This is a genomic window from Amycolatopsis echigonensis, from assembly GCF_014174495.1.
GTDB lineage: Bacteria > Actinomycetota > Actinomycetes > Mycobacteriales > Pseudonocardiaceae > Amycolatopsis > Amycolatopsis echigonensis.
This window is the reverse complement of sequence record NZ_JACJHR010000074.1, coordinates 13,457-35,707: the sequence shown is the minus strand read 5'-3', so window position 1 is coordinate 35,707 and position 22,251 is coordinate 13,457. Positions and strand designations below refer to the sequence as shown.

Here is a 22,251-nt window from a genome sequence, read left to right as displayed (position 1 = left end):
CCGGGGATCGGCGAGGGGAAGCCGGAGAAATCGTTCCTCGCGATCTTGGAATGCTTTACCAGGGATGCTTCGGAGAGTGTTCACAGGTTCACTCTCCGGGGGGCTGCCGGTGCTGCGCGCCGCTGGTTAGCCTCGCGGCCAGTTGTTGCGAACCGCGTGGAGGGGCTATGAGCGGATCGGTCGAAGTTCGTCAGTTCCTCCTTCGGTACGAAGGTGCCGACGGGGGAAGCACGTCACTGTCCGGCGGCGTGCCGGCGCAGCGCGGGTCGTCGGAAGGGCAACGGGTCTCCGACGATCAGGTCCGCCGAGCCCGCCTCGCCGTCGCGGCCGGTGCGCTTGATGTGGAGGACTGCGCGCAGTTGCTGGAGATGCTCGGGCTGAGCCCAGGTGACGACGGCCAGGCGCCCGTGCAGCGCTGAGTTCTCTGGCAGGACGCCGGGAACTGACCTGAACTCGTGGCTCCATGGCGGGGAAGCGCGGGCTGGGCAGGTTCAGATCCACGGCGTGCGGAAGCGTCTCCGGCGTAGAGTGGCGTGGCGCACACCGATTGCCCCACCTGGCTTCGAAGCGGTCGATCGGCGTGAAGCGGTGCGGTCAGGTCGCCGACTCGGACGTTGCCGCAGGTCGGAGGCTTGCTGATCGCTTAAGGAACCCCCGGTGCACGGCCCCCGGAACGTGCCCTATGCTTGTAATCGCTCCCAGGGGAACACCTGAGAGCGCGGTCGGTCGGTACACCGAAACCGGTCGGGCTCCCATCGTTCAGCGGCCTAGGACTCCGCCCTTTCAAGGCGGCAACGCGGGTTCGAATCCCGTTGGGAGTACGCAGTACCAGTAAGGCCCTGTGGCGCAGTTGGTTAGCGCGTCGCCCTGTCACGGCGAAGGTCGCGGGTTCGAGTCCCGTCAGGGTCGCAAGATCGTTCGGCTCCTTGCCGGCGTTCCCGGCCAGGTAGCTCAGTTGGTACGAGCGTCCGCCTGAAAAGCGGAAGGTCGCCGGTTCGACCCCGGCCCTGGCCACAGCGAATTGTCAAGGAAGCAGCCCCCATCCCAGCGATGGGGGCTTTTTCGTTGCCGAGGACGCCAGTGGGCCGCCGGTCCCGCGACCGTGCCATGGATGGCTGCGGCTTCCCTGCCGCACCTCTTATCCGCTGACCGCGCCGGATCTGCCAGGGTCACCGCCAGGCAGCGGCTTTGTCCGCGGGAGCGGTGGGCGCGATGACTTCGTTCGGAGCTGAGGCGCGGCGGTCTACGCGGCGCGAGTCGCGTCGTGCCTGATGTGCCGCGGCGCTGGTTCAGCGGGCCGGTCCTGTTTTGTCGTGGGCGCTCGCGAAAACTGAGTCAGCGGGGTGCCGAACCTAGACGTGCCCGGCACGAACTGAATCGTGCCGGGCACGCCGGGTCCGCAAACTAGATCAACGGGCCGCGGAACTTGGTCGTACCCGGAACAAGCTGGACCGTGCCGAGTCCGCCGTGCGCGGTCGCGTACGCCAGCTCACGCGAAAGGTCGCCGACGCCGTTCGTGCCTGGTTGCGGTGCCAGGTTCAGCGTGCTCAGCACGCCGAGTGCGTTGCCGTCGCGGTCGAGGAAGCCGCTGCCGGAGTCGCCGGGGATGCCGGGCGTCACGGTGAATACCGTGTGGCTCCAGCCGCCGCCGGTGTCGCCCAGACTGGTGCCCTGTTTGGGGGACAGTTGGGTGATTCCGCCGCGCAGCTCGGAGTTGCCGTAGCTGAGCACGGTGGCGAGTTGCGTCGTGCCGGTGGTGTTCACGCCGGTCGGCCCGCCCCAGAACGGCAGGCTCGGGTTGACGTTCGACACGTCCGCGGGGTCGATCTTGATCAGCGCGAGGTCGTTGTACTGGCAGGTGTTCGCGTCCGTTTCGTGGCGGGTCTGCATGGTCAGCCACGAGTTGTAGACGAGCGTTCCCGGCTTGCTCGCCCCGGCGATCGAGACCGGGGTGCCGAGCGGGAGCGAACCGGCCGAGCAGCCGTTCGTTTCGGTCGAACCGCCGGTGCCGGAGCAGTGCGCGGCCTGCCCGAGGAACACGTCGGTTCCGTTGCTGTACACGAAGTTCGAGGTGCATTGCGCCCCGTTGGTGTGCGTCTGCACCCCGGGGTGCACGGCGGCGGTGTCCGCCGGGGCCCAGGTCGGGGACGCTGCCCAGGCGGTCGCGGGCAGCAGTGCGGCGGCAGTCGCCAGTGCAGTCACCGCACTGGCCCGCGCCAGTGGTCGAGGGGTCTTCATCGGGCTCCCTTCGAAAGGCCAGCACTCACTCGGACGTGTGCTACTGACTGGTAGGCATCGGGGCTACATCACACCAGAGAGTGGTGCCAGTCACAACCGTTGTGACGCTGGGTGACTATTGACCTAGAGCTAGCTGGAGGTTGCAGACTGAGCGCATGACTGGGGAATGGAACATCGAGGCCGTAGACGTCGACGCCTACCTTGCGCGCATAGGCCAGCGGCGGGAGGAACCGTCCGTAGCGGCGCTGGGGCGGTTGGCGCGGGCACACGTCGAGGCGATCCCGTTCGAGAACGTCGACGTGGTGATCGGCCGGCATCGCGGGATCGAGTTGGACGTCGTCAGCGAGAAGCTGGTCGGACGGCGGCGGGGCGGCTACTGCTACGAACAGGCCGGGCTGTTCGCGGCCGTCGCCGAGCAGTTGGGTTACCAGGTGCAGCGCACGGTCGCGCGGGTGCAGCCGCGGAAGAGCGGGCCGTACACCCATATGACGCTGGTGATCACCGTTGAGGGGCAACAGTTCCTCGTGGACGTCGGGTTCGGCGCCGGGGTTCTGGTGCCGATGCCGTTGATCGACGGCGCCGAGATGGACCAGGCCGGGTGGCTCCACCGGATGACCCTGCGCGACGGCTGGTGGGTGCTGCAGAAACAGGACGGCGACGGCTGGGAAGACCTCCACGAACTGCTGCCGCTGGTGCACAGCCGGCCGCTCGACTACCAGGTGTTCCACCACTACACGTCCACGCATCCGAAGTCCCCGTTCACCGGGCGGATCGTGGTGATGCGGCTCGAACCCGGACGGTTCCGTCGGCTGCTCGGCCGCGAATACCAGGAAAGCCGCCCGGACGGCACGGTCGAGGCGCGCACGATCGAACCGGTCGATCTCGGCAAGACGCTGGAGGATCTCGACGTCGTCCTGACCGAGGACGAGCTGGCGGCGCTGCTCGAGACTTACTGAACGCTGCGGCAGCGGGCCGCCTACTGGAACAACTCCGCGGCAGCCAACGGCCGCCCCAGGTGGTATCCCTGCGCCTGGTCGCAGCCCAGTTCCCGCAGCAACGCCAGTTCCTCCGCGGTCTCGACACCCTCCGCCACCACGGTCAGATCCACCGCGTGCGCCATCGCGATGATGCTCGTGACGATCGCGGCCGCGTCGCGGGAGTCGGCGATTCCGGTGATGAACGATCGGTCGATCTTGAGCGTGTCCAGCGTCAGGCGGCGCAGCTGGGCCAGCGAAGAATAGCCAGTGCCGAAGTCGTCGATCGCCAGCAAAACACCGAGAGAACGCAAGGCGGACAACACTTCCGCCGCCGCCGACGTATCGCGCATGAGCGCGCTTTCGGTGACCTCCAGCGTCAGCGAGCCGGGCGGCAGGCCGGTGGTGGCCAGTGCGTCGCGGACCGCGGGCACCAGGTGCGGGTCGTCCAGCTGCCGCACCGAGAGGTTGACCTTCAAGCTCAGGTCGAGGCCCCGGCCGGTGCGCAGGGCGGCCAGTTCGCGTGTGGTGTCGCGCAGGACGTACTTGCCCAGCACGTTGATCAGGTCGCTTTCCTCGGCCAGGGGGATGAATTCCGCGGGCGAGATCGCGCCGTGTTTCGGGTGGGTCCAGCGCAGCAACGCCTCGACGCCGACCATTTCGCCGGTGCGCAGGTCGACCACCGGCTGATAAGCGGGCCATAACTGTCCACTGTGGACAGCGTCGCGAAGGTCCTGTTCCAGCCGCAGCCGGCGCTGCATGCGTTCGCGCAGAGCGACGTCGAAGAACTCGAACCGGCCCCCGCCGCGGGATTTCGCTTGGTACATCGCGACATCCGCGTCGCGCAGCAGATCCTCCGCGCTGCGGCGGTCGTCCGGCTCCACGAGCACGATGCCCATGCTCGCGTCCAGGTGCAGTTGCCTGCCGTGGACGGAAACCGGCTCCGCGAGCACCGAACGCAGGTGTGCGGCGAACACGCCGACCTGCGCCTGGCCGGTCGTCGCGGACGTGACGATCACGAACTCGTCGCCGCCCAGCCTGCCCACGACGTCGTCGGGTCCGGTGGCCCGCCGCAGGCGTTCGCCGGCGATGCGCAGGACCTGGTCGCCGACCGGGTGGCCGAGGGAATCGTTGATCAGCTTGAACTTGTCCAGGTCGAGGAACAGCACGGCGGCCGCCTCGGCGCCGTCGCGGCGGTCGAGCCGGTCCAGGACCAGGGTGCGGTTGGCGAGCCGGGTCAGCGGGTCGTGGGTCGCCTCGTGGGCCAGCCGGGCGCTGATCGCGCGCCGTTCGGTGATGTCGGTGAAGGACGTGACCACCGTGGCGCCCTTCGGGTCGTCCGGATCGAGCAACCGCGAGGTCAGCGACACCCACACGTCGCGGCCGTCGGGGCGGCGCAGGCGCACGACCAGGCCGTTGTGCGTGATCCCGGTGCGGCGCGTGTGCATGGACGGCAGCTCGTCGTCCGGGATCCGGTTGCCGTCCTCGTCGAACAGCACGAGTGTCGTGCACGACACGCCGAGCAGTTCCGCCTCGGGGACGCCGAGGATGCGGCAGGCGGACGGGTTCGCCGACTGGATCAGCCCGGTCGGGCCGATCACCAGCACGCCCTCGTCGAGCGCGGCGACGACCGTCGCGTAGTGCTGTTCGACGCGGCGACGTGCGGTTTCGTCAGTGCAGACCAGCAGGAAACCGTCGACGGTTTCGGTCGCCGACACCCGGACCCGACGCGGCGAGCCGTCCCGGCCGCGGTGGGTTTGCTCGGCGATGCCGTCGCGGATCGAGGCCGCGTCCGGGTCGATGCCGAGCACCTCGTGCACCCGTCTGCCGAGTGCTTCCGGGGCCGGCCAGCCGTAGACGGTCTCGGCGGCCGGGTTCCAGCCGGTGACGATGCCCTCGGCGGTGATCGTGACGATGGCGTCGCTGACGTGCGTGACCAGCGCTTCCTGCGCGCGGACGGCGGCCGCGGCGGCGTGTTTGACGGTGCTGTCGCGGATCACCACCTGGAACGACGGCGGATTCGAGTCGCTGGTGCGGACCGAAACGGTTTCCGCCACGAATTTGCTCCCGTCCAACCGTTTCAGCACCGCTTCACGGGGTTCTGCGCTGTGATCCTCCAGCAGGTGGGCGGATTCCGCGGCCACGAAGTCCGCGAACTCGCGGCTGACGACCTCGTGCGCCGCCCGTGCCGCGAACAGGTCGAGCGCGGCCTGGTTGGCGTAGGTGACGACGCCGCCCGAGTACACGCAGATCGCGTCCGGGCTCTGTTCCATCAGCAGCTGGTAGCGGTCGGACAGCTCCGCGAGGGCGGACTTCTCCGGCGCGGCTTCCGCGACCGCGGAGGCGACGCCGAGCAGGCCGGTCGTGTGGTCCCCTTCGCCGACGGTCCGCGCGCGCAACCGGATGCGGCGCGGGGTGCCGTCGGGGCCGTCCTGCGGCTGTTCGAGTTCGAAATCGCGGCCGGGCGGGGTGCGGCGGAGGTTCGCGGTGAGCGGGCGGAGAAGCTCGGTGAGCCGGTCGCACAGCTCCTTGCCGGTCGCGCCGGGGAGGCCGAGCACCGCGTCGAGGCCGGGCAGCCAGGTGAGGGTCGCCGGTTCGGAGGCGTGCAGGGAGAACAGGACCCCCGCGCCGGCGTCCGCACGCAGGCCCGCGAGCTGGGCGCGCCGGGCGATCCCACCCGGTTCGCCGGCCAGGGCGTCAGCCTCCATGGTGCTTCCGATCCCCCTTGTCGGCGTATGGCCCGTCGATTACACCACCGAGTGAAGCCCGTGTATATCCACACGGGGAGCTGCTTGCATCACTCGTCTGGCCCCCGACAGGGGGTGCTATCGGGCGATGCGGGCCACGCTGCGCAGTCGCGGACCCCAAATGAGCAGGCCGAAGTGGGCCGCACAGGCATGTCCGAGGGCGGTTACGACGGAGGCGAGACTGGCCGGATCGTCGGTCACGTAGACGCTGATGACGAAGAGCTCGAGGGCTACGATCCCGGCGATCCTGGCCCGCCCGCTCAGCAGCGCGACGAGCACGCCGGCGGTGGTGAGGAAGCCGTAGCTGACGCCGATGTCGAGCCAGCGGCCCGCGGAATGCGGCAGGACGTCGCTGTGGATCAGGGCCATGACCGGCAGTTCGGTGGCGATCGTGGCGAGCACGTGCCCGCTGAAGAAGACCAGAGCCGTCCGGAGGCCGCCGAACCGCCGTTCGAACGGGGCGACGGCGATCGCGAAGATCACCGCGTACGGCAGCCAGCCGCCGTCGGCGATCCAGAACGCGCTGGTCAGGAGGGCGGTGAGGGGGTGGCGCGCCATGTTGTGCGCGTCGGTGCTGGAGACGGCGAGGAGTTTGCCGGTCAGCTTGGAGCTGCCGAACCGGATGAGCAGCGAGGTGCCGAGGAGCAGGACGAGGTAGCCGAAGGTGAACGGCGTCGACCGCGGGCTGGGGATGAGGCTCAGCCAGGCTCGCTTCGGCCGCCAGCCAGCGGGGACGGCGGCCAGGAAGGAGGGCCGGGGAGCCGGCTGGACCAGAGCGTTCTCCGCCAGCACGGCCGTCGCTGTCGGTGATCCGAGGACGTCCTCCAAAAGGGTTCCGCCGGATTGGGGCGGGGCCACGGTCGGGGCCGGTTCGAGGACGTCGGTGGTCCCCGGCGGCGGGATGGGGCCCGGCTGGACGTGAGCCTGCCTGCGCAGCCACGTCAAAGACCGCCGCTTCCGGGGAGTTCCCGTGGTGGCAGCACTGCGCGCCGGGCGGGGTGCCGGGGTCGGTTCGCGCAGCGTCATGCGTCCAGAGTGGCTGGGCATGCTGGGATTTTGGCCAAGAGCAGCTGTGAATGCGCTGTGATTCACACCCGCTAGAGTGAGCACCCAGGGTAGAACTGTTTCGCCCTTCGTCACCCGTTCGGTGGGCTCATCCGGTAGGAATAGGCCACTCCTGGTGAAAGGTCTCGCTGGTGAACGACGAGGTTTCGGTCGCCGAGCTGTTGGTGCGCGAAGGACACGAACGACGGATCCCGCCGCCGTCCCGGTCCCGGTGGCGCATGGTCGCGGTGATGCTCGCGGTGATCGTCGGCTGCGGGGCGGCGGCCATGCTCGTCTCGTACGGGACCACGGCGAACGACGGGGCCGCCCGGATCACCGAGATGCGCGTGATCGAGATGCCGGACCGCACCGGCGGCGCTGGCGGCGTCGACGAGACCAACCCGCCCACGCCCACCGGCGAGGAGACCCAAGAGGGCACCGTGGGCGTCGGGGACGCCCCTTCGACCCAGGCGAACGTCAACCCGTTCGGCGAGACCAGCAGCCCGGCTCATCCGGCTGATTCCGCTCCGGCGCATCCGTCGTCGAGCGAGCGGCCGGAAACCACCGGTCCGACCCGGCCGACGGAGGAGCCGTCGTCGAGCGCGTCGACTCCGTCGAGTTCGAGCCAGCCGTCGACGTCGAGCAGCCACGCGCCGCCGTGCGTCCTGAGCATTATTTGCCTCTAGAACCCTGAGCGGCGGCTGAGCGCGGTCCACGCGCCTCGGCGGAACCCGGCATGATCGGCCGCGTGCCGAATACGAAGTTGCGCGCCTGGCTCCTCGAAGGCGAGCACAAGCGCGCCCAGCAGCTGACCGGTGGCAAGCGCGAGACCAAAAAGGACGAGCAGCCGTGGTGGAAGGTCATGTGCCTCACCGGCGTCGACTACTTCTCCACACTGGGATACCAGCCGGGCATCGCCGCGCTCGCGGCCGGTGTGCTGTCGCCGTTGGCCACCGTGGTGCTCGTGGTGCTCACGCTCGCTGGCGCACTGCCCATTTACCGCCGGGTCGCGCGGGAAAGCCCGCATGGCCAGGGGTCGATCGCGATGCTGGAGAAGCTGCTGTCCCGGTGGGGCGGCAAGCTGCTGGTGCTTGCCCTGCTGGGCTTCGCCGCGACGGACTTCGTCATCACCATGACGTTGTCGGCGGCCGACGCGACCGCGCACGTGATCGAGAATCCGTTCGTTCCGGCTGCGCTGCATGGCGGGCAGGTCTGGATCACGTTGGTGCTCATCGCGTTGCTGGGCGCGGTGTTCCTCAAAGGATTCGCCGAGGCCATCGGGGTCGCGGTGGTGCTGGTCGGGGTTTACCTCGCGCTGAACGTCGTGGTCGTCGTTACCGCGTTGGTTCATGTTTTTGGTGCGCCACAGCTGATTGTCGACTGGCAGAACCTGTTGATCAGCGAGCATCCCAATCCGTGGCTGATGGTCGGGGTGGCGCTGGTGGTGTTCCCCAAGCTCGCGCTGGGGCTGTCCGGGTTTGAGACCGGAGTTTCGGTGATGCCGCTGGTCCGGGGAGCCAGCGGGGACACGGAGGCGGACCCGGTCGGGCGGATCCGGAACACGCGGCGGTTGCTGCTGACCGCGGCGTTGATCATGAGCGCGTTCTTGATCACGTCGAGTTTCGCTACCGCCGTGTTGATTCCGCAGCGGGAGTTTCAGGCTGGGGGCAAGGCCAACGGGCGTGCGCTGGCTTATCTGGCGCATAGCTATCTCGGTGATGGCTTCGGCACGGTGTATGACGTCAGCACTATCGCGATCCTGTGGTTCGCCGGGGCGTCGGCGATGGCCGGGCTGTTGAATATCGTGCCCCGGTATTTGCCGCGGTACGGGATGGCTCCGGACTGGGCTCGTGCTACGCGGCCGTTGGTGATCGTGGTTTCGGCGATCGCGTTCGTGATCACGTGGATTTTCGATGCCGACGTGGAAGCGCAGGGCGGAGCGTACGCGACTGGGGTGCTGGTGTTGATCTCGTCGGCGTCGGTCGCGGTGACGTTGTCTGCTCGACGGCACAAGCAGCGCGTGTTCTGGGCTTATCTGGTGATCACGCTAGTGTTCTTGTACACGACGATCGCGAATATCGTGGAGAAGCCGGAGGGGGTGAAGATCGCGGCGTTCTTCATCGGGGCGATCGTGGCGACGTCGTTGGTCTCTCGGGCTACGCGGTCGTTGGAGTTGCGGGTCGAGAAGGTCGAGTTCGACGCGGCTGCGCAGCGGATCGTGGACAAGGCGGTGCGGTCGGGAGCGGTCCGGATCATCGCCAATGAGCCGGATGCCCGGGACGAGGCGGAGTACCGGGAGAAGGAGCGGGAGGCCCGGGAGGACAACCATATTCCTCGGGACAGTGCGTTGTTCTTTCTCGAGGTGACGATCTCGGATGCTTCGGATTTCGAGACGACGTTGCGGGTGCACGGGGAGAAGCGGGCCGGGTACCGGATTTTGCGGATGAAGAGTCCGTCTATCGCCAATGCCATTGCGGCGGTGTTGCTGCATTTGCGGGATGAGACGGGGATGCAGCCGCATATCTACTTTGCTTGGACGGAGGGGAATCCGTTCAAGTTCTTGGTTCGGTATTTGTTTTTTGGGGATGGGGATGTGCCTCCGGTTACCCGGGAGGTGTTGCGGAGGGCGGAGCCGGATCCTCATCGGAGGCCGTTGGTGCATGTGGGTTGAGGCTGTTCGGGTCTCGGCTCGTCGCCTGGCGGCGACATTGCGTTTGGGGGGCGTGGGGCACCCCGAAGCCCAAGTGTGCTGACGGTTCGGGGGTGCTTGTCAAGGCGGGAAAGATGCCTTGACAAGCACCCCCGAACCGCAGGGGGGCTTCGTATCGGGGTGCGGGGGAGGGGCTGGGTGCCTCGATGGTTGGGTGCGTCTGCTGCGGTTGGTGGTTGGTTAGGGCAGTAGGTCTTCTTCGCGGCGTCGGCCTAGGTGGTTGAAGAGCAGGTTCAGTGCGAAGGCCAGTACTGCGGCGACGGTGATGGGGCTGCCGCAGATCGTTCGTAGCCAGACGGGGAAGTGTTGGAAGAACACGGAGTTGCCGAAGCGGTCTAGGCCGAAGGCGGGAAGCAAGCCGACTCCGAGGGCTACTGAAACGATGAAAGCGTTGTGGTTGCCGGAAAAGTCGACCTTCTTGAGGGTTTGCACACCGACTACGCCGACCATCGCGAACATCACTACCGCGACGCCGCCGACGACCGGTTCCGGGATTGCGGCGATGAACGCGCCGATCTTGGGCACGAGGCCCATCACGACCAGCATGGCGCCGGTCGTCGCGACTACCCAGCGGCTGCGTACGCCGGTCATTTGCACCAGTCCGACGTTCTGCGCGAACGCCGTGTCCGGGAAGGAGTTCATGAAGCCGCCGAAGATTGCTGACAGGCCGTCGGTCGCCAGGCCGCGAGACAGGTCAGCCGGGGTGACTGGGCGGCCGGTGATTTCGCCTACCGCGATCAGGTCGGCGGTGGTCTCGGTGAACGACACCAGCATCACCACGCACATCGACACCACTGCGGCGACCGGGAACGTCGGTGCTCCGAAGTGGAACGGCGAGGCCAGTCCGAACCAGCTCGCGTCGCCGACGGCGGAGAAGTGCGTGCGGCCGAGCGGGATCGCGATCAGGACTCCGGCGATGAGCGCGACCAGCGGCCCGATCTGGCCGAGGAACCCGCGCAGCACCCGGGTGAACAGCACTACCAGCGCGATCACGCCGAACGCCAGCCCGAGGTTCGCGGGAGCGCCGTACGACGGGTCGCCGGTGTCGTGGCCGCCGATCATCGCCGTGCCGGGGCCGAGCAGCGAGATGCCGATGACCAGCAGCAGCGTCCCGGACACCAGCGGCGGGAAAAACCGGATCAGCGCGGCGAACGGCCGGGCGATCAGCAGTCCGAAGACGCCGGAGGCGATCATCGCGCCGTACACCGCGGTGAGGCCGTACTGCGCGGCGATCAGGATCATCGGGTTGACCACGGTGAACGTCGCGCCCGCGACGACCGGCAGCCGGACCCCGAACACCTTCCCGATGCCGACCGACTGGACCAAAGTGGCCAGTCCGGCGACGAACAGATCCGCGTTCACCAGCAGCGCGATCGACGCGTTGTCCAGGTGCAACGCGCTGCCGATGACCAGCGGCACGGCGATGCAGCCGGTGTACATGATCGCCATGTGCTGCAGTCCGAGCAGGAGCAGCCGTCCGGCGGGGAGGCCCCGGTCGACCGGGTGGGCGGCGTTGGTCATGAGCGGCTCCTTCTGTGTGGTCCCGCCGGATTATGGCTGCACATACCGCCGGTTTGTGTGTGACGATGCCAGACATGACTGCACGACCTCCGTTCCGTGCCGATCATGTCGGGAGCCTGCTGCGGCCGGCGGTGCTGCGCGAAGCACGGCGCGACCACGCGGTGGGGAAGATCACCGCCGAACAGCTGCGAGCCGTCGAGGACGACGCGATCCGCGACGTCGTGAAGATGCAGAAGGCGGCCGGCCTGGAATCGGCGACCGACGGCGAGTTCCGCCGGTCCTCCTGGCACATGGACTTCATCTACCAGCTCGGCGGCGTCTCGCGCAGCGACGAGCGGCTGCACGTGAAATTCCACAACCTGGCCGGTGACCTGGAGTTCAGCCCGCCAGGCCTGCAGGTCGACGGCAAGGTGCGCCTCGACGAGCCGATCTTCGCCGACCATTTCGAGTTCCTCAAGGCGCACACCGACCCGGGCATCACGCCGAAGCTGACCATCCCGTCGCCGAGCATGGTCTATTACCGCGGCGGCCGCGCGGCGGTGAGCGAGACCGTGTACCCGGAGCTGGACGAGTTCTTCACCGACCTCAGCGCGGCGTACGCGGAGCAGTTGCGTGCGATGAGTGCGCTGGGCTGCACGTACCTGCAGCTGGACGACACCAGCCTGGCGTACCTCAACGACCCGAAACAGCGCGAACTCGTCGCGCGCATGGGCGGCGACCCGGACACCATGCACCTGCGCAACATCTCGACGATCAACGCCGCGCTGGCCGGGAAACCAGACGACCTGACCGTGACGACGCACCTGTGCCGCGGCAATTTCCGCTCGTCGTGGGTGGCGTCCGGGAGCTACGAGTTCGTCGCCGAAGCGCTGTTCGGCGACCTGGCCGTGGACGGCTTCTTCCTGGAGTACGACGACGAACGCTCCGGCGGCTTCGAGCCGTTGCGGTTCGTGCCGAAGGGAAAGCGGGTCGTGCTCGGGCTCGTGACCAGCAAACGGCCGGAGCTGGAAGACCCGGACGCGCTGGTGCGGCGGATCGAGGAAGCGTCGCGCTACGTGGACATCGACCAGCTGTGCTTGTCGCCGCAGTGCGGATTTTCCTCCACCGAGGAGGGAAACGACCTGACCGCCAGTGACCAGCTGCGGAAGCTGGAGCTGATCGTTTCGACGGCGGAGCGGGTCTGGGGCCGTTCGTGATCACCTGCGTCGTCGACTACGTGATCGACCCGGAGAAGATCGCGGACTTCGAACGGTTCGCCGCCGAGTGGATGCGGCTGGTGCGGCGCGAGGGCGGGGTGCACCACGGGTATTTCCTGCCCGCGGAAGGGGCCAGCGACGAGGCTCGGGCGTTGTTCAGCTTCGAAAGCCTGGCCGCGTACGAGCGGTACCGGACGCTGTTCGGAGTGGACCCGGAGTTCGTCGCGGCGGACCGGATCCGGGACGAGAGCGGATGTGTGATCCGGTACCGGCGGACGTTCATGCGGCCGTTGCTGCCGGAGTGATCATGCGAGGTAGCGCGACAGCTGGGCAGCCCCGTCCAGCATCGCGCGTGCCCGGGCGTTGAGCCGGAAACGCCAGGTACGCAAGGCTTCCTCCAGTGGCGCGATCCCGCCCGCACTCCGGACCTGGTCCAGCACCGCCGCGATGCGGGCAAGTGGGTAGCCGCCGCGGCGCAGTTGATGGGCGAGGCGGGCGTCGCGTACCGCGGCCGGTGGGTAGCGGCGGTTCCCGGCTCGATCCCGCTCCGGTTGGAGGATCCCGGCGGCCTCCCATTTGCGCAGCGTGGCGGGGTGCACGTCCAGCTGGTGCGCGAGAGCGCCAATCGACGGCACGGTCTGGCGTACGGCCGGTTCCTGAGTCAAGTTGCGCAGCGCGTGCTCGACCTCGGTGAGGGTGCCGCGGTCGCGCGACAGCTCGGCGTGGCCCTCGTCGATCAGCTGGAACGCGGTGTCTTCCGAATGCTCGTTGACCGCGCGGAGGATCGCTGCCGCGCGGGCGTGGCCGAAGCCGGGGCGCAGGGCGAGGAAGGCGCGCAACGCCTGCGCGTGGTGTTCGGTGTACGTCCGATAGCCCTGCGGTCCGCGCTCGGCGGGCGGGAGGATGCCGTCCTCCTCGTAGTTGCGAACGGCCTGGGTCGACAAGCCGTGCTCGCGAGCGAGGTCCTTCGGCCGCATGTCACCTCCGATTTGAGGGTTTTCAGCCATTCAACCAGGTGCTCCGCGAGGAAGTGCCAACGGAGAGTTCAACGATACGGTCGAAGCAATGAAGACCTTTGACGACTTCCTCGCCCGCCGTTCGCCGACCCTGCTCGCTTTGGGTGAACCCACGCACTGGACCGAGGGTTTCCCGTTGTTCCGCAACGAAGTCTTCCGGCACCTCGTCCTCGAGCACGGCTACCGCTCGATCGCGCTGGAGAGCGACTGCCTGGCCGGACGCCTGGTCGACCGGTACGTGACCACCGGCGAAGGCGACCTCGACAAGGTGCTCGCCACCGGGTTCAGCCACGGCTTCGGAGCGTTCCCCTCGAACCGTGCGCTGGTCGAGTGGCTGCGTGACCACAACGCTGGCCGCAAGTCTGAAGACCAGGTCCACTTCCATGGCTTCGACGCCCCGCTGGAGATGGCCAGCGCGCCCAGCCCGCGCGCAGTGCTCACCGAACTGCACGGCTTCCTGGCCAAGCATCTTGACGACGTGCCGCATGACGTCGCGACCATCGAGCGGCTGGCCGGCGACGACGCGGCCTGGGCGGACGAGGCGGCGATGTGGGACGGGGCGAAGTCCAAAGGGGACAGTCCGGAGGCGCGGGAGCTGCGGTTGGTCGCCGACGATCTCGCCAGCCAATTCGAACGGGCTCGTCCGGCATTGCCCGAAGGCGGCGACCTGCTCGCCCGGACCGCGGTCGGGCTCTGCCGCTACCACTCGCTGATGGCCGACACGTCATCGGAACGGCTGGGTCGGCTCGGGGCGCAACGCGACGCGATGATGGCGGACAACCTGCTCGCGCTGCCGGGCACCTTCGTCTCCGCGCACAACCAGCATTTGCAGCGGCGCGCGGCGTCGATGATGGGTGCGCAGTGGTGGAGCGCGGGCGCGCAGGTCGCGCACCGCCTTGGTGACCGGTATGTGTTCATTGCCACCGATTTCGGCTCGTCCGATGGGGTAGAGGACCCCGCGCCCGGGACGCTGCAGGCGTACCTCGCCGCGACGGTTCAGGACCGTGAACTGGTCGAAACCGCTGGAATCGACCCCAGATTGCCCGCGCGGGCCGGCGACGGTCGCGGGTATCTGCCGTTCGACGCGGTCGAAGCGGCGGACGCGATCGCGTTCCTGCATCGGGTGTGACGGCTGCTCCTCGACGATCTTGGCCGAGGTGTGCTCAGATGGAGCCCGAGATGTCGGGAGGAGCGAGATGAGCACCGAGACCGTTCTCGTCGTCGGCAGCGGGCAAAGCGGCTTCCAGGCCGCCGCGTCCTTGCGGGACAAAGGATTCGCCGGGCGTGTGGTTTTGATCGGCGACGAGCCGGGGGTGCCTTATCAGCGGCCGCCGCTGTCGAAGGCGTACCTGACGGGCAGTGCGGGCGTCGAGCAGCTGGTGCTGCGGCCGGAGGACTACTTCGCCGAGAAGGACATCGAGCTGGTCCGCGGCCGGGTCGCCGCGATCGAGCGTGATGCGGCGAAAGTCCGGCTCGAGGACGGTACCGAGCTGGGTTACGACCATTTGGTGCTGGCCACCGGCGCGCGCAACCGTGCGCTGCCGGTGCCCGGTGCCGACCTCGAAGGCGTCCTGACGCTGCGCACCCGCGCGGACGCCGACCGGCTGCGGGCTTCGCTCGACGCGGCGAGTGACGTCGTGGTGATCGGCGGCGGGTTCATCGGGCTGGAGTTCGCCTCGCACGCCGGCCGTCCGGTCACCGTGGTGGAGGCGCAGGACCGGCTGCTCGCGCGGGTCGCGTCGCCGGAGATCTCGGAGTTTTTCGCCGGACATCACCGGGCGGCTGGACACACGCTGTTGCTGGGCGTCGGGGTTACCGCGCTGCACGGGACCGGACACGTGGAGTCTGTCGAACTCTCCGACGGACGGCGGCTGCCAGCGGACCTCGTGGTCGTCGCGGTCGGCGTGCTGCCGGAGACGGCGCTGGCCGAGGCTGCCGGGCTTGAGGTGCGCAACGGGGTCGTCGTGGACGAACACCTGCGCACCGCCGACCCGAAGATCTTCGCGATCGGCGACTGCGCGTGCTTCCCGTGCGTGCAGGCCGGGGCCGCGACCCGGCTGGAGTCCGTGCAGAACGCCGTCGACCAGGCTCGTTCGGCGGCCGCCGCGATCACCGGGGAACCGGCGCGGTACGACAGCCTGCCGTGGTTCTGGACCGATCAGACGGGCGCGAAACTGCAGATCGCGGGCATTCTCGACGCCGCGGACCGGACCGTGGTGACCGGCGACCGGGACGCCGGGAAGTTCTCGGTGCTGTCCTTCCGCGACGACGTGCTGATCGCCGTCGAATCGGTCAACCGCGCGCCGGACCACATCGCCGCGCGCCGGTTGTTCGCCGCTGACCCGCGCCCGGCGTACGCGGATCTGGAAGCCAGTTCGTTCGACCTGAAAGCACACCTGAAGTCGCGCACCGCGGCTTGATCGGAGGCTCCCTTGCGCACGCAGGTCGCCGTGATCGGTGCCGGCCCGGCCGGCTTGCTGCTGTCGTATTTGCTGCGCCAGGCGGGCGTCGAGGCGGTGGTGCTCGAAGCACGCGACCGCGAGTACGTACGGCAACGCGTGCGCGCCGGGGTCTGCGAACAACCGACAGTCGACCTGCTCACCGAGATCGGCCTCGGCGATCGATTGGCCGCGGAAGGCTTGCCGCACGAAGGTTTCTCGCTTCGGTTCGACGGTACCGACCACCGCATCGCGCTCACCGAGCTGACCGGCAAGGCAATCACGGTGTACGGGCAGCAGGAGATCGTGAAGGACCTCGTGGACGCGCACGAGGCCGCGGATCTTCCGCTGCACTTCGAGGTTTCGGACGTTTCACTGTCTGCATTGGACAGTTCGCGTCCGGTTGTGCGTTATCGGGATTCTTCTGGGGTGGTGCAAACCCTGGAATGCGACGCGGTGGCAGGCTGCGACGGTTTCCACGGCGTCTCGCGTCCGTCCATTCCGGACGGTGTGCTGACGATCTTCGAACGGGAGTACCCCTTCGCCTGGCTGGGCGTGCTCGCGCGGACGCCACCGTCGCACGAGGAGCTGATCTACACCCATCATCCGCGGGGATTTGCCTTGCACAGCATGCGTTCCCCGGACGTCACGCGGCTGTACCTGCAGGTCGATCCGGCGGAGAACCTGGCGGCCTGGTCGGACGACCGGATCTGGACGGAGCTGTCGACGCGCTTGGCGGTCGACGGGGAGTTCACCCTGCGGGAGGGGCCGATCCTGGACAAGGGCATCACGCCGATGCGGAGCTTCGTGGCAGAACCAATGCGCCACGGCCGCCTGTTCCTGGCTGGCGACGCGGCGCACATCGTGCCGCCGACGGGAGCCAAGGGAATGAACCTGGCCGTCGCGGACGTGGTGGTGCTTTCGCGGGCCTTGGTCGCTTTGCTGCGGGGAGATTCGGCGCTGGCGGAGTCCTATTCGGACACTTGCCTGCGCCGGGTGTGGCGAGCGGAGCACTTCTCGTGGTTCATGACGACGATGCTGCACGTGGACCCGGGTGCGGACGCTTTTGCCCAGCGGTTGCAACTGTCGCAACTGCGGTACACGGCCTCGTCGAGGGCAGCGGCGACGAGCTTGGCGGAGAACTACGTGGGGTTGCCGTTCGTCTGAGTGTGCGGGCGACTGCATGCTCACTTACATGCTCACTTAAGTTAAAGTGAGCATGTAAGTGAGCATGCAGAGGTCTGTGAGGGCAGGATGCTGGACGACGAACTGGCGGAGATCGTCGGGAATCTTCGTCGACTTGGCGGCGACGACGCCGACGTCGAAGCCAAGCGCGCTGAGGATCGCCTGCCTAAATCGGTGCGGGACACTGTCTCCGCCTTCGCGAATACGCGTGGTGGAGTGCTGGTTCTCGGGCTGGACGAGACCGCGGGGTTCAGCGCGAACGGGGTGCGCGACCCGGCGAAAATGACTGCCGGTCTTGCCGCGGTCTGCGCGGATGAGATGGAGCCGCCGCTGCGGCCATTGATCAGGACGCATCGTTTCGAAGGGGCCGACCTCGTCGTCGCTGAGATCCCCGCCCTCGACAGTCGCAGCAGACCCTGTTTTGCCAAGCGGCTCGGAATGGCGCAAGGCAGCTACGTCCGGGTCGGCGATGGGGATCGGCGGCTCAGCGGTTACGAGGTTCACCTCATGGTGGCCAACCGGGGGCAGCCGCGAGACGACGAGGAAGCCGTTCCTGAAGCGAGCCTTGCCGACCTGGATCCCGAGCTCGTTGCTACGTTCGTCGGGCGACTTCGGCAGCAGCGGCCATACGCGTTCGCGGATCTTTCGCGCGAGGATGTTCTGCGCAGGGTCAAAGTTCTTGTCGAGGATCGGGTAACGGTCGCCGGATTGCTGGCGCTCGGGCGATATCCGCAGCACTTCTTCCCGCAGCTGATGATTTCCTTCGTGCACTACCCGACTCCAGAGGGAGCAGACCTCCGTACCGGAGACAGATTCCTCGACAACCGGGTTCTGGAAGGGTCGATACCCGCGATGGTCCGCGACGCGCTGACTGTGCTCCGGGCGAACATGTCGCGCCGGGCGACAGTGCGCGGCGCTGGACGTATCGACAGCTGGGAGTACCCGGAACCAGCGTTACGCGAGGCTGTGGTCAACGCGTTGGCTCATCGCGATTACTCGCCAGAGTCTCGTGGCACTCAGGTGCAGATCGAGATGTACCCGGATCGGCTCGTCATCCGCAATCCCGGCGGGCTCTATGGGCCGGTCACCGAAGACATCCTGGGGGAGGAAGGCGTTTCCTCGGCGCGGAACGCTACGTTGCTCAAACTGCTCGAGGATGTGCCATTGCCAGGAACGGCGCGCACTGTGTGCGAAAACCGGGGTTCGGGCATCCGCACGATGCTGAGGGCGTTGCGCGATGCCTCGTTGAGCCCGCCACGGTTCGTCGACAAGATTTCCTTGTTCCGGGTCGAATTTCCCAACCACGCATTGATCAGTGACGAGGTGGTCGCCTGGATCCGGGGGCTCGGCGAGTACGGCCTCACCGACAGTCAGTGTCTAGGGTTGGCCATGAGCAAAGCCGGAGACGTCCTGGACAACCATTCCTACCGCAGTGCGACCGGGGTGGACTCGCGGCGTGCGACTGCCGAACTCGGCGACCTGGTGGCCCGGGGCTTGTTGCGACAGACCGGAAGCCGTCGGTGGGCGCGATACGAACTCGTCGCTTCAGTCAGCGCGGGTCTCCGGTCGACAGGCAGGCGGGACCGACGACGCGAGGTGTTGGACGCCCTCGGCGCTTCGGAGTTGACCCGGGCTGAAATGGCGGCGCTGCTGGACATGCCGGACAAGACCGTGTCCCGGTGGTTGCGGATCCTCCGAGACGAGGGGCTGGTCGAGCTGATCGGCGAGTCGCCGCGCAGTCCGAACGCTCGTTACCGGCGTACCGGCAAGGTCATGCTCGGCGAATAACAGGAGTACCTGGTCAACCCAAGGTTGACGGAACCTGATCGTCAACCTACAGTTGACGACATGACCGACTCAGTGAAACTCGACGACCTCATCAGCGCCATCAAGGCCAACAACGAAAAAGACGCCCTCGCCCAGCTCACTGACGCCGTGTACGTCGGCCAGCATCTTGGCGACGTCGCTGACCACCTGATCGGCCACTTTGTCGACCAGGCACGGCGCAGCGGGGCTTCCTGGACCGACATCGGGGCCAGTATGGGCGTGTCCAAACAAGCCGCCCAGAAGAGATTCGTTCCGAAGAGCGACGATTCCTCCGGCGGAATCCAGCGGATGTTCGGCCGCTACACCGACCGGGCGCGGCACGTTATCGTCGCGGCTCAGAAGGCGGCCGTCGAAGGCAAAAGCCCCGGAATCGACACCGTGCACCTGCTTCTCGGCCTGCTCTCCGAGCCGGATGCGCTAGCGGCGGGCGCGATTGTCGCCCAGGGGGTGACGCTGGAGGCAGTGCGGGAAGCCGCCGAGGCGCGGTTGCCGGAACCGGTCGACGACGCGCCGGATCCGGTGCCGTTCGCGCCTGCGGGCAAGAAAACCCTGGAACTGACCCTGCGCGAGGGCCTGCGGCTCGGGCACAACTACATCGGCACCGAGCACATCCTCCTCGCGCTGCTGGAACAGGGCGAGGGCGCGGGCTACGAAGTCCTTGCCGCACTGGGGGTCGACAAGGAAAAGGCCGAAACGAAGATCAAGGAATTCCTCGCGGAAATTCTCAGCACGGTGCAAAAATGACGAGAAGGGCTCTCCCCGGCACGAGGGGAGAGCCCTTCCGCGGCACCAAAATCAGGCTTCGACCTCCGACAGATCCCCGGCCCACAGGGTGTGGAACGAGCCCGGACGGTCGACCCGCCGGTAGGTGTGCGCGCCGAAGAAGTCGCGCTGTCCCTGCACCAGCGCGGCCGGCAGCCGGTCCGCGCGCAGGCCGTCGTAGTACGCCAGGGCGGTCGAGAAGCCGGGCGTCGGGATGCCCAGGCGGACTGCCGTCGAGATCACCGAACGCCACGAATCCTGCGCGTTTTCGACCGCCGCCCGGAAGCCGCCGGAGGTGAGCAGTGTCGGGAGACCCGGCTCCGCGGCGTAGGCGGACGTGATGTCGTTCAGGAACTTCGCCCGGATGATGCAGCCGCCGCGCCAGATCGAAGCAACGCGGCCCAGGTCGATGTCCCAGCCGTACTCCGCGGCACCGGCCTGGATCTGGTTGAAGCCCTGCGCGTACGCGACCACCTTCGACGCGTAAAGCGCCTGCTCGACGTCGTCCGCGAAGGTCTCCAGCGCGGCACCGGTGAGCGGCGTGCGCGTCGGCCCGCCCAGTCCGCGGGCCGCCGAACGCAACCCCGTCGAGCCGGACAGCGACCGCGCGAACACGGCTTCCGCGATGCCGCTGATCGGCACGCCGAGGTCGAGCCCGATCTGCACGGTCCAGCGGCCGGTGCCCTTCTGCTCCGCCGCGTCCTCGACGACGTCGACGAACGGCTTGCCGGACGCGCCGTCGACGTGCTTGAGCACCTGGGCGGTGATCTCGATCAAGTACGAGTCGAGCCGTCCGGTGTTCCAGGTGCCGAACACGTCGGCGATCTCGGCCGGGGAGTAACCCGCCGCACCGCGCAGCAGGTCGAACGACTCGGCGATCAGCTGCATGTCGGCGTACTCGATGCCGTTGTGCACCATCTTGACGAAGTGCCCGGCACCGTCCGCGCCGACGTGCGTGCAGCACGGTTCACCGTCGACCTTCGCCGAGATGTCCTCGAACAACGGGCCGAGCGACTCGTACGACTCCTTCGACCCGCCGGGCATGATGCTCGGCCCGTGCAGCGCGCCTTCCTCGCCGCCGGACACGCCGGTGCCGACGAAGTGCAGGCCGCGTTCGCGCAGCGCCTGCTCCCGGCGGCGGGTGTCCGCGAAGTGCGCGTTGCCCGCGTCCACGATCACGTCGCCGGGCTCGAGCAGCGGCGCGAACTCCTCGATGACCGCGTCGGTCGGGCCGCCCGCCTTTACCATGATCACGATCTGCCGCGGCCGCTCCAGCGCGTCGACGAACTCCTGCGCGGAGTACGCCGGGATGAAGTCGCCTTCGTCGCCGAACTGCTCGACGAGCGAGCGGGTCCGCTCCTCGGAGCGGTTGTGCAGGGCGACCGTATGGCCGTGCCGGGCCAGGTTCCGCGCCAGGTTGCGGCCCATGACCGCGAGGCCGGTGACCCCGATGCTCGCCTTCTTGCTCATCCGAAACCTTTCCGAAAACCTCTGCCGGATTCCGAGCCTAGTCACCCCGCCGGTGCTCACGAGAAGCAGCGGATCGGGCCCCCGTTCCAGGCCAGCATGTCCTTCAGCGGAGCCACCAGATCGAGTGGCGCACCCCACTGCGCGCCGTCGAGTTCGGCATACGCCCGGTGCAGGTTCCCGGCCAGCCGCTCCTGTTCGGTCAGCTTCGCGAACCCGCCGAGGTCGGTCGCCTTCGCCTGCTCCAGCGGCGAGCGTCCGGCCGCCTTCCCGGTTTCCGCCGCGCGCTGGACGAACTCCAGGTAGTCGTCGACCGCGTCCACCGCTTCGAGCCCGCACGCCGGGCCGTGGCCGGGCAGGATGACCGCCGGGTCGAGTTCGCGGATCACGTTCAGCGCCGCCCGCCAGCCCGCGACCGAACCCATCAGCGCGAACGGGCTCCCGCCGTTGAACACCAGGTCGCCCGCGTAGAGCACGCGCTGGTCGGGCAGCCAGACCAGGACGTCGTTGGTGGTGTGCGCGGCGTGCCCGGGGTGGACGAGGTCGATCCGGGTGTGTCCGGCGTAGAGGGTGACCGTGTCGTCGAAGACCAGGTCGGGCACGCGGAGTTCGAGCTTGCCCCAGTCGCTGTCGGTGAAGACGCCCTCGTATCGCTGGATTCCGTCGGCCAGCAGCGCATCGCGAGTCTTGCGGTGGCCGACGACGGTGGCGCCGCCGACCAGGTAGTTGCCGTTGGTGTGGTCGCCGTGGTGATGCGTGTTGACGAGCGTCGTGACCGGGCCGACGGCGTCGCCGACGGCCGAGAGCAGAGCGCGCGTCCGTCGTTCGGTCGCACACGTGTCGATAAGCACAGCGTGCCCGTCGGCATCGACGAAGCCGCAGTTGTTGATGAACCAGGAACCGTCGGGCTGGACGTAGCCGAACGCGCCGTCTGCCAGCTGTTTGACGCTCGCCGCGCCAGGGGATCGATCGATCACGACGACACTATGCCGCCCGGACCGCCGGCGTGGGGCCATCGGTGGCTCAGCTGTGCCCGGAAGTCTCCTGTTAGTCCGAATGGAGTAGCCGGGATGTCCGCGGCGCCCGGAATCCACTGCTCCGGCAGGGTGACATGCCGGGTGACTGG

At 67.9% G+C, this 22,251-nt stretch carries 18 protein-coding genes, 3 tRNA genes and 1 pseudogene; 15 read left to right on the top strand and 7 right to left on the bottom strand.

The features are described from left to right. Positions 1 to 167 precede the first annotated feature (167 nt). The 4 genes from H5411_RS35925 to H5411_RS35910 all read left to right on the top strand — a co-directional run bounded on the left by H5411_RS35925 (position 168) and on the right by H5411_RS35910 (position 1,014). Positions 168 to 419, top strand: a complete 252-nt coding sequence (locus H5411_RS35925; RefSeq protein WP_037807458.1) for a hypothetical protein — start codon at positions 168 to 170, stop codon at positions 417 to 419. A gap of 329 nt (positions 420 to 748) precedes the next feature. Continuing rightward, a tRNA-Glu gene (locus tag H5411_RS35920) sits at positions 749 to 821 on the top strand. 14 nt (positions 822 to 835) lie between these two features. Then, positions 836 to 909: transfer RNA gene (locus tag H5411_RS35915), tRNA-Asp, on the top strand. A gap of 31 nt (positions 910 to 940) precedes the next feature. Beyond that, positions 941 to 1,014: transfer RNA gene (locus H5411_RS35910), tRNA-Phe, on the top strand. Positions 1,015 to 1,404: 390 nt separating this feature from the next. On the opposite strand, the gene H5411_RS35905 is transcribed toward H5411_RS35910, so the two are convergent. Then, positions 1,405 to 2,238 (bottom strand): serine protease, encoded by an 834-nt coding sequence (locus tag H5411_RS35905; RefSeq protein ID WP_183126392.1) that lies wholly within the window; start codon positions 2,236 to 2,238, stop codon positions 1,405 to 1,407. A gap of 155 nt (positions 2,239 to 2,393) precedes the next feature. Between H5411_RS35905 and H5411_RS35900 the strand changes: the two genes are divergently transcribed. After that, entirely contained in the window at positions 2,394 to 3,194 is an 801-nt protein-coding gene (locus H5411_RS35900) for an arylamine N-acetyltransferase family protein (protein ID WP_183126391.1), read from the top strand. A 20-nt stretch (positions 3,195 to 3,214) separates the two neighbouring features. Here the strand turns inward: H5411_RS35900 and H5411_RS35895 are convergent, their stop codons facing one another. Then, positions 3,215 to 5,920 carry a sensor domain-containing protein gene (locus H5411_RS35895; protein WP_183126390.1) on the bottom strand — a complete coding sequence of 902 codons (2,706 nt, stop codon included), beginning with the start codon at positions 5,918 to 5,920 and terminating at the stop codon, positions 3,215 to 3,217. A 117-nt stretch (positions 5,921 to 6,037) separates the two neighbouring features. Then, the gene (locus H5411_RS35890; RefSeq protein ID WP_220817936.1) at positions 6,038 to 7,006 is read right to left on the bottom strand and encodes a rhomboid-like protein; all 969 of its coding nucleotides are present in this window, start codon (positions 7,004 to 7,006) and stop codon (positions 6,038 to 6,040) included. Positions 7,007 to 7,155: 149 nt separating this feature from the next. Between H5411_RS35890 and H5411_RS35885 the strand changes: the two genes are divergently transcribed. Both H5411_RS35885 and H5411_RS35880 read left to right on the top strand, forming a co-directional pair. After that, complete coding sequence (locus H5411_RS35885) at positions 7,156 to 7,689, top strand: hypothetical protein (protein ID WP_183126388.1); 534 nt, start codon at positions 7,156 to 7,158, stop codon at positions 7,687 to 7,689. A gap of 62 nt (positions 7,690 to 7,751) precedes the next feature. Next, positions 7,752 to 9,674, top strand: a complete 1,923-nt coding sequence (locus H5411_RS35880; protein ID WP_312878683.1) for an APC family permease — start codon at positions 7,752 to 7,754, stop codon at positions 9,672 to 9,674. Positions 9,675 to 9,893: 219 nt separating this feature from the next. Here H5411_RS35880 and H5411_RS35875 read toward each other — a convergent pair whose 3' ends face one another. Further along, positions 9,894 to 11,234, bottom strand: coding sequence for a nucleobase:cation symporter-2 family protein (locus H5411_RS35875; protein WP_183126386.1), 1,341 nt, complete (start codon positions 11,232 to 11,234; stop codon positions 9,894 to 9,896). Positions 11,235 to 11,308: 74 nt separating this feature from the next. Here H5411_RS35875 and H5411_RS35870 point away from each other — a divergent pair, with 74 nt between their 5' ends. Both H5411_RS35870 and H5411_RS35865 read left to right on the top strand, forming a co-directional pair. Continuing rightward, on the top strand, positions 11,309 to 12,430 hold the full coding sequence (locus tag H5411_RS35870; RefSeq protein ID WP_183126385.1) for a 5-methyltetrahydropteroyltriglutamate--homocysteine S-methyltransferase: 1,122 nt from the start codon (positions 11,309 to 11,311) through the stop codon (positions 12,428 to 12,430). After that, entirely contained in the window at positions 12,427 to 12,735 is a 309-nt protein-coding gene (locus H5411_RS35865; RefSeq protein ID WP_101436231.1) for an NIPSNAP family protein, read from the top strand. Before H5411_RS35870 ends, H5411_RS35865 begins: the two co-directional genes overlap by 4 nt. Here H5411_RS35865 and H5411_RS35860 read toward each other — a convergent pair whose 3' ends face one another. After that, positions 12,736 to 13,407, bottom strand: coding sequence for a MerR family transcriptional regulator (locus H5411_RS35860; protein WP_183126384.1), 672 nt, complete (start codon positions 13,405 to 13,407; stop codon positions 12,736 to 12,738). Positions 13,408 to 13,495: 88 nt separating this feature from the next. On the opposite strand from H5411_RS35860, the gene H5411_RS35855 reads away from it, so the two are divergent. The 6 genes and pseudogenes from H5411_RS35855 (at position 13,496) to H5411_RS35835 (ending at position 19,640) form a co-directional block, all read left to right on the top strand. After that, positions 13,496 to 14,575: an erythromycin esterase family protein gene (locus H5411_RS35855; protein ID WP_183126383.1), complete on the top strand. Its 1,080-nt coding sequence runs from the start codon at positions 13,496 to 13,498 to the stop codon at positions 14,573 to 14,575. Between the two features lie 67 nt (positions 14,576 to 14,642). Continuing rightward, positions 14,643 to 15,866, top strand: coding sequence for an NAD(P)/FAD-dependent oxidoreductase (locus H5411_RS35850; protein WP_183126382.1), 1,224 nt, complete (start codon positions 14,643 to 14,645; stop codon positions 15,864 to 15,866). A gap of 12 nt (positions 15,867 to 15,878) precedes the next feature. Then, on the top strand, positions 15,879 to 17,051 hold the full coding sequence (locus tag H5411_RS35845) for a 4-hydroxybenzoate 3-monooxygenase (RefSeq protein ID WP_183126381.1): 1,173 nt from the start codon (positions 15,879 to 15,881) through the stop codon (positions 17,049 to 17,051). 87 nt (positions 17,052 to 17,138) lie between these two features. After that, positions 17,139 to 18,353: pseudogene (locus H5411_RS35840) on the top strand (ATP-binding protein); the annotation flags it as partial. A gap of 198 nt (positions 18,354 to 18,551) precedes the next feature. Further along, positions 18,552 to 18,857, top strand: a complete 306-nt coding sequence (locus H5411_RS49430) for an ArsR family transcriptional regulator (RefSeq protein ID WP_376772270.1) — start codon at positions 18,552 to 18,554, stop codon at positions 18,855 to 18,857. Between the two features lie 60 nt (positions 18,858 to 18,917). Then, positions 18,918 to 19,640: a Clp protease N-terminal domain-containing protein gene (locus H5411_RS35835; RefSeq protein ID WP_101436225.1), complete on the top strand. Its 723-nt coding sequence runs from the start codon at positions 18,918 to 18,920 to the stop codon at positions 19,638 to 19,640. A gap of 51 nt (positions 19,641 to 19,691) precedes the next feature. On the opposite strand, the gene gndA is transcribed toward H5411_RS35835, so the two are convergent. Beyond that, on the bottom strand, positions 19,692 to 21,128 hold the full coding sequence (gndA, locus tag H5411_RS35830) for an NADP-dependent phosphogluconate dehydrogenase (protein WP_183126380.1): 1,437 nt from the start codon (positions 21,126 to 21,128) through the stop codon (positions 19,692 to 19,694). Positions 21,129 to 21,184: 56 nt separating this feature from the next. Then, on the bottom strand, positions 21,185 to 22,102 hold the full coding sequence (locus H5411_RS35825) for an MBL fold metallo-hydrolase (RefSeq protein WP_183126379.1): 918 nt from the start codon (positions 22,100 to 22,102) through the stop codon (positions 21,185 to 21,187). Positions 22,103 to 22,251 lie beyond the last annotated feature (149 nt).

Excerpts from the sequence above, each read along its gene's own strand:
- H5411_RS35905 (WP_183126392.1), bottom strand. The coding sequence starts at position 2,238 with ATGAAGACCCCTCGACCACTGGCGCGGGCCAGTGCGGTGACTGCACTG.
- H5411_RS35890 (WP_220817936.1), bottom strand. The coding sequence starts at position 7,006 with ATGCCCAGCCACTCTGGACGCATGACGCTGCGCGAACCGACCCCGGCA.
- H5411_RS35835 (WP_101436225.1), top strand. The coding sequence starts at position 18,918 with ATGACCGACTCAGTGAAACTCGACGACCTCATCAGCGCCATCAAGGCC.
- H5411_RS35860 (WP_183126384.1), bottom strand. The coding sequence starts at position 13,407 with ATGCGGCCGAAGGACCTCGCTCGCGAGCACGGCTTGTCGACCCAGGCC.
- H5411_RS35870 (WP_183126385.1), top strand. The coding sequence starts at position 11,309 with ATGACTGCACGACCTCCGTTCCGTGCCGATCATGTCGGGAGCCTGCTG.
- H5411_RS35895 (WP_183126390.1), bottom strand. The coding sequence starts at position 5,920 with ATGGAGGCTGACGCCCTGGCCGGCGAACCGGGTGGGATCGCCCGGCGC.
- H5411_RS35850 (WP_183126382.1), top strand. The coding sequence starts at position 14,643 with ATGAGCACCGAGACCGTTCTCGTCGTCGGCAGCGGGCAAAGCGGCTTC.
- gndA (WP_183126380.1), bottom strand. The coding sequence starts at position 21,128 with ATGAGCAAGAAGGCGAGCATCGGGGTCACCGGCCTCGCGGTCATGGGC.
- H5411_RS35925 (WP_037807458.1), top strand. The coding sequence starts at position 168 with ATGAGCGGATCGGTCGAAGTTCGTCAGTTCCTCCTTCGGTACGAAGGT.
- H5411_RS35855 (WP_183126383.1), top strand. The coding sequence starts at position 13,496 with ATGAAGACCTTTGACGACTTCCTCGCCCGCCGTTCGCCGACCCTGCTC.
- H5411_RS35900 (WP_183126391.1), top strand. The coding sequence starts at position 2,394 with ATGACTGGGGAATGGAACATCGAGGCCGTAGACGTCGACGCCTACCTT.
- H5411_RS35875 (WP_183126386.1), bottom strand. The coding sequence starts at position 11,234 with ATGACCAACGCCGCCCACCCGGTCGACCGGGGCCTCCCCGCCGGACGG.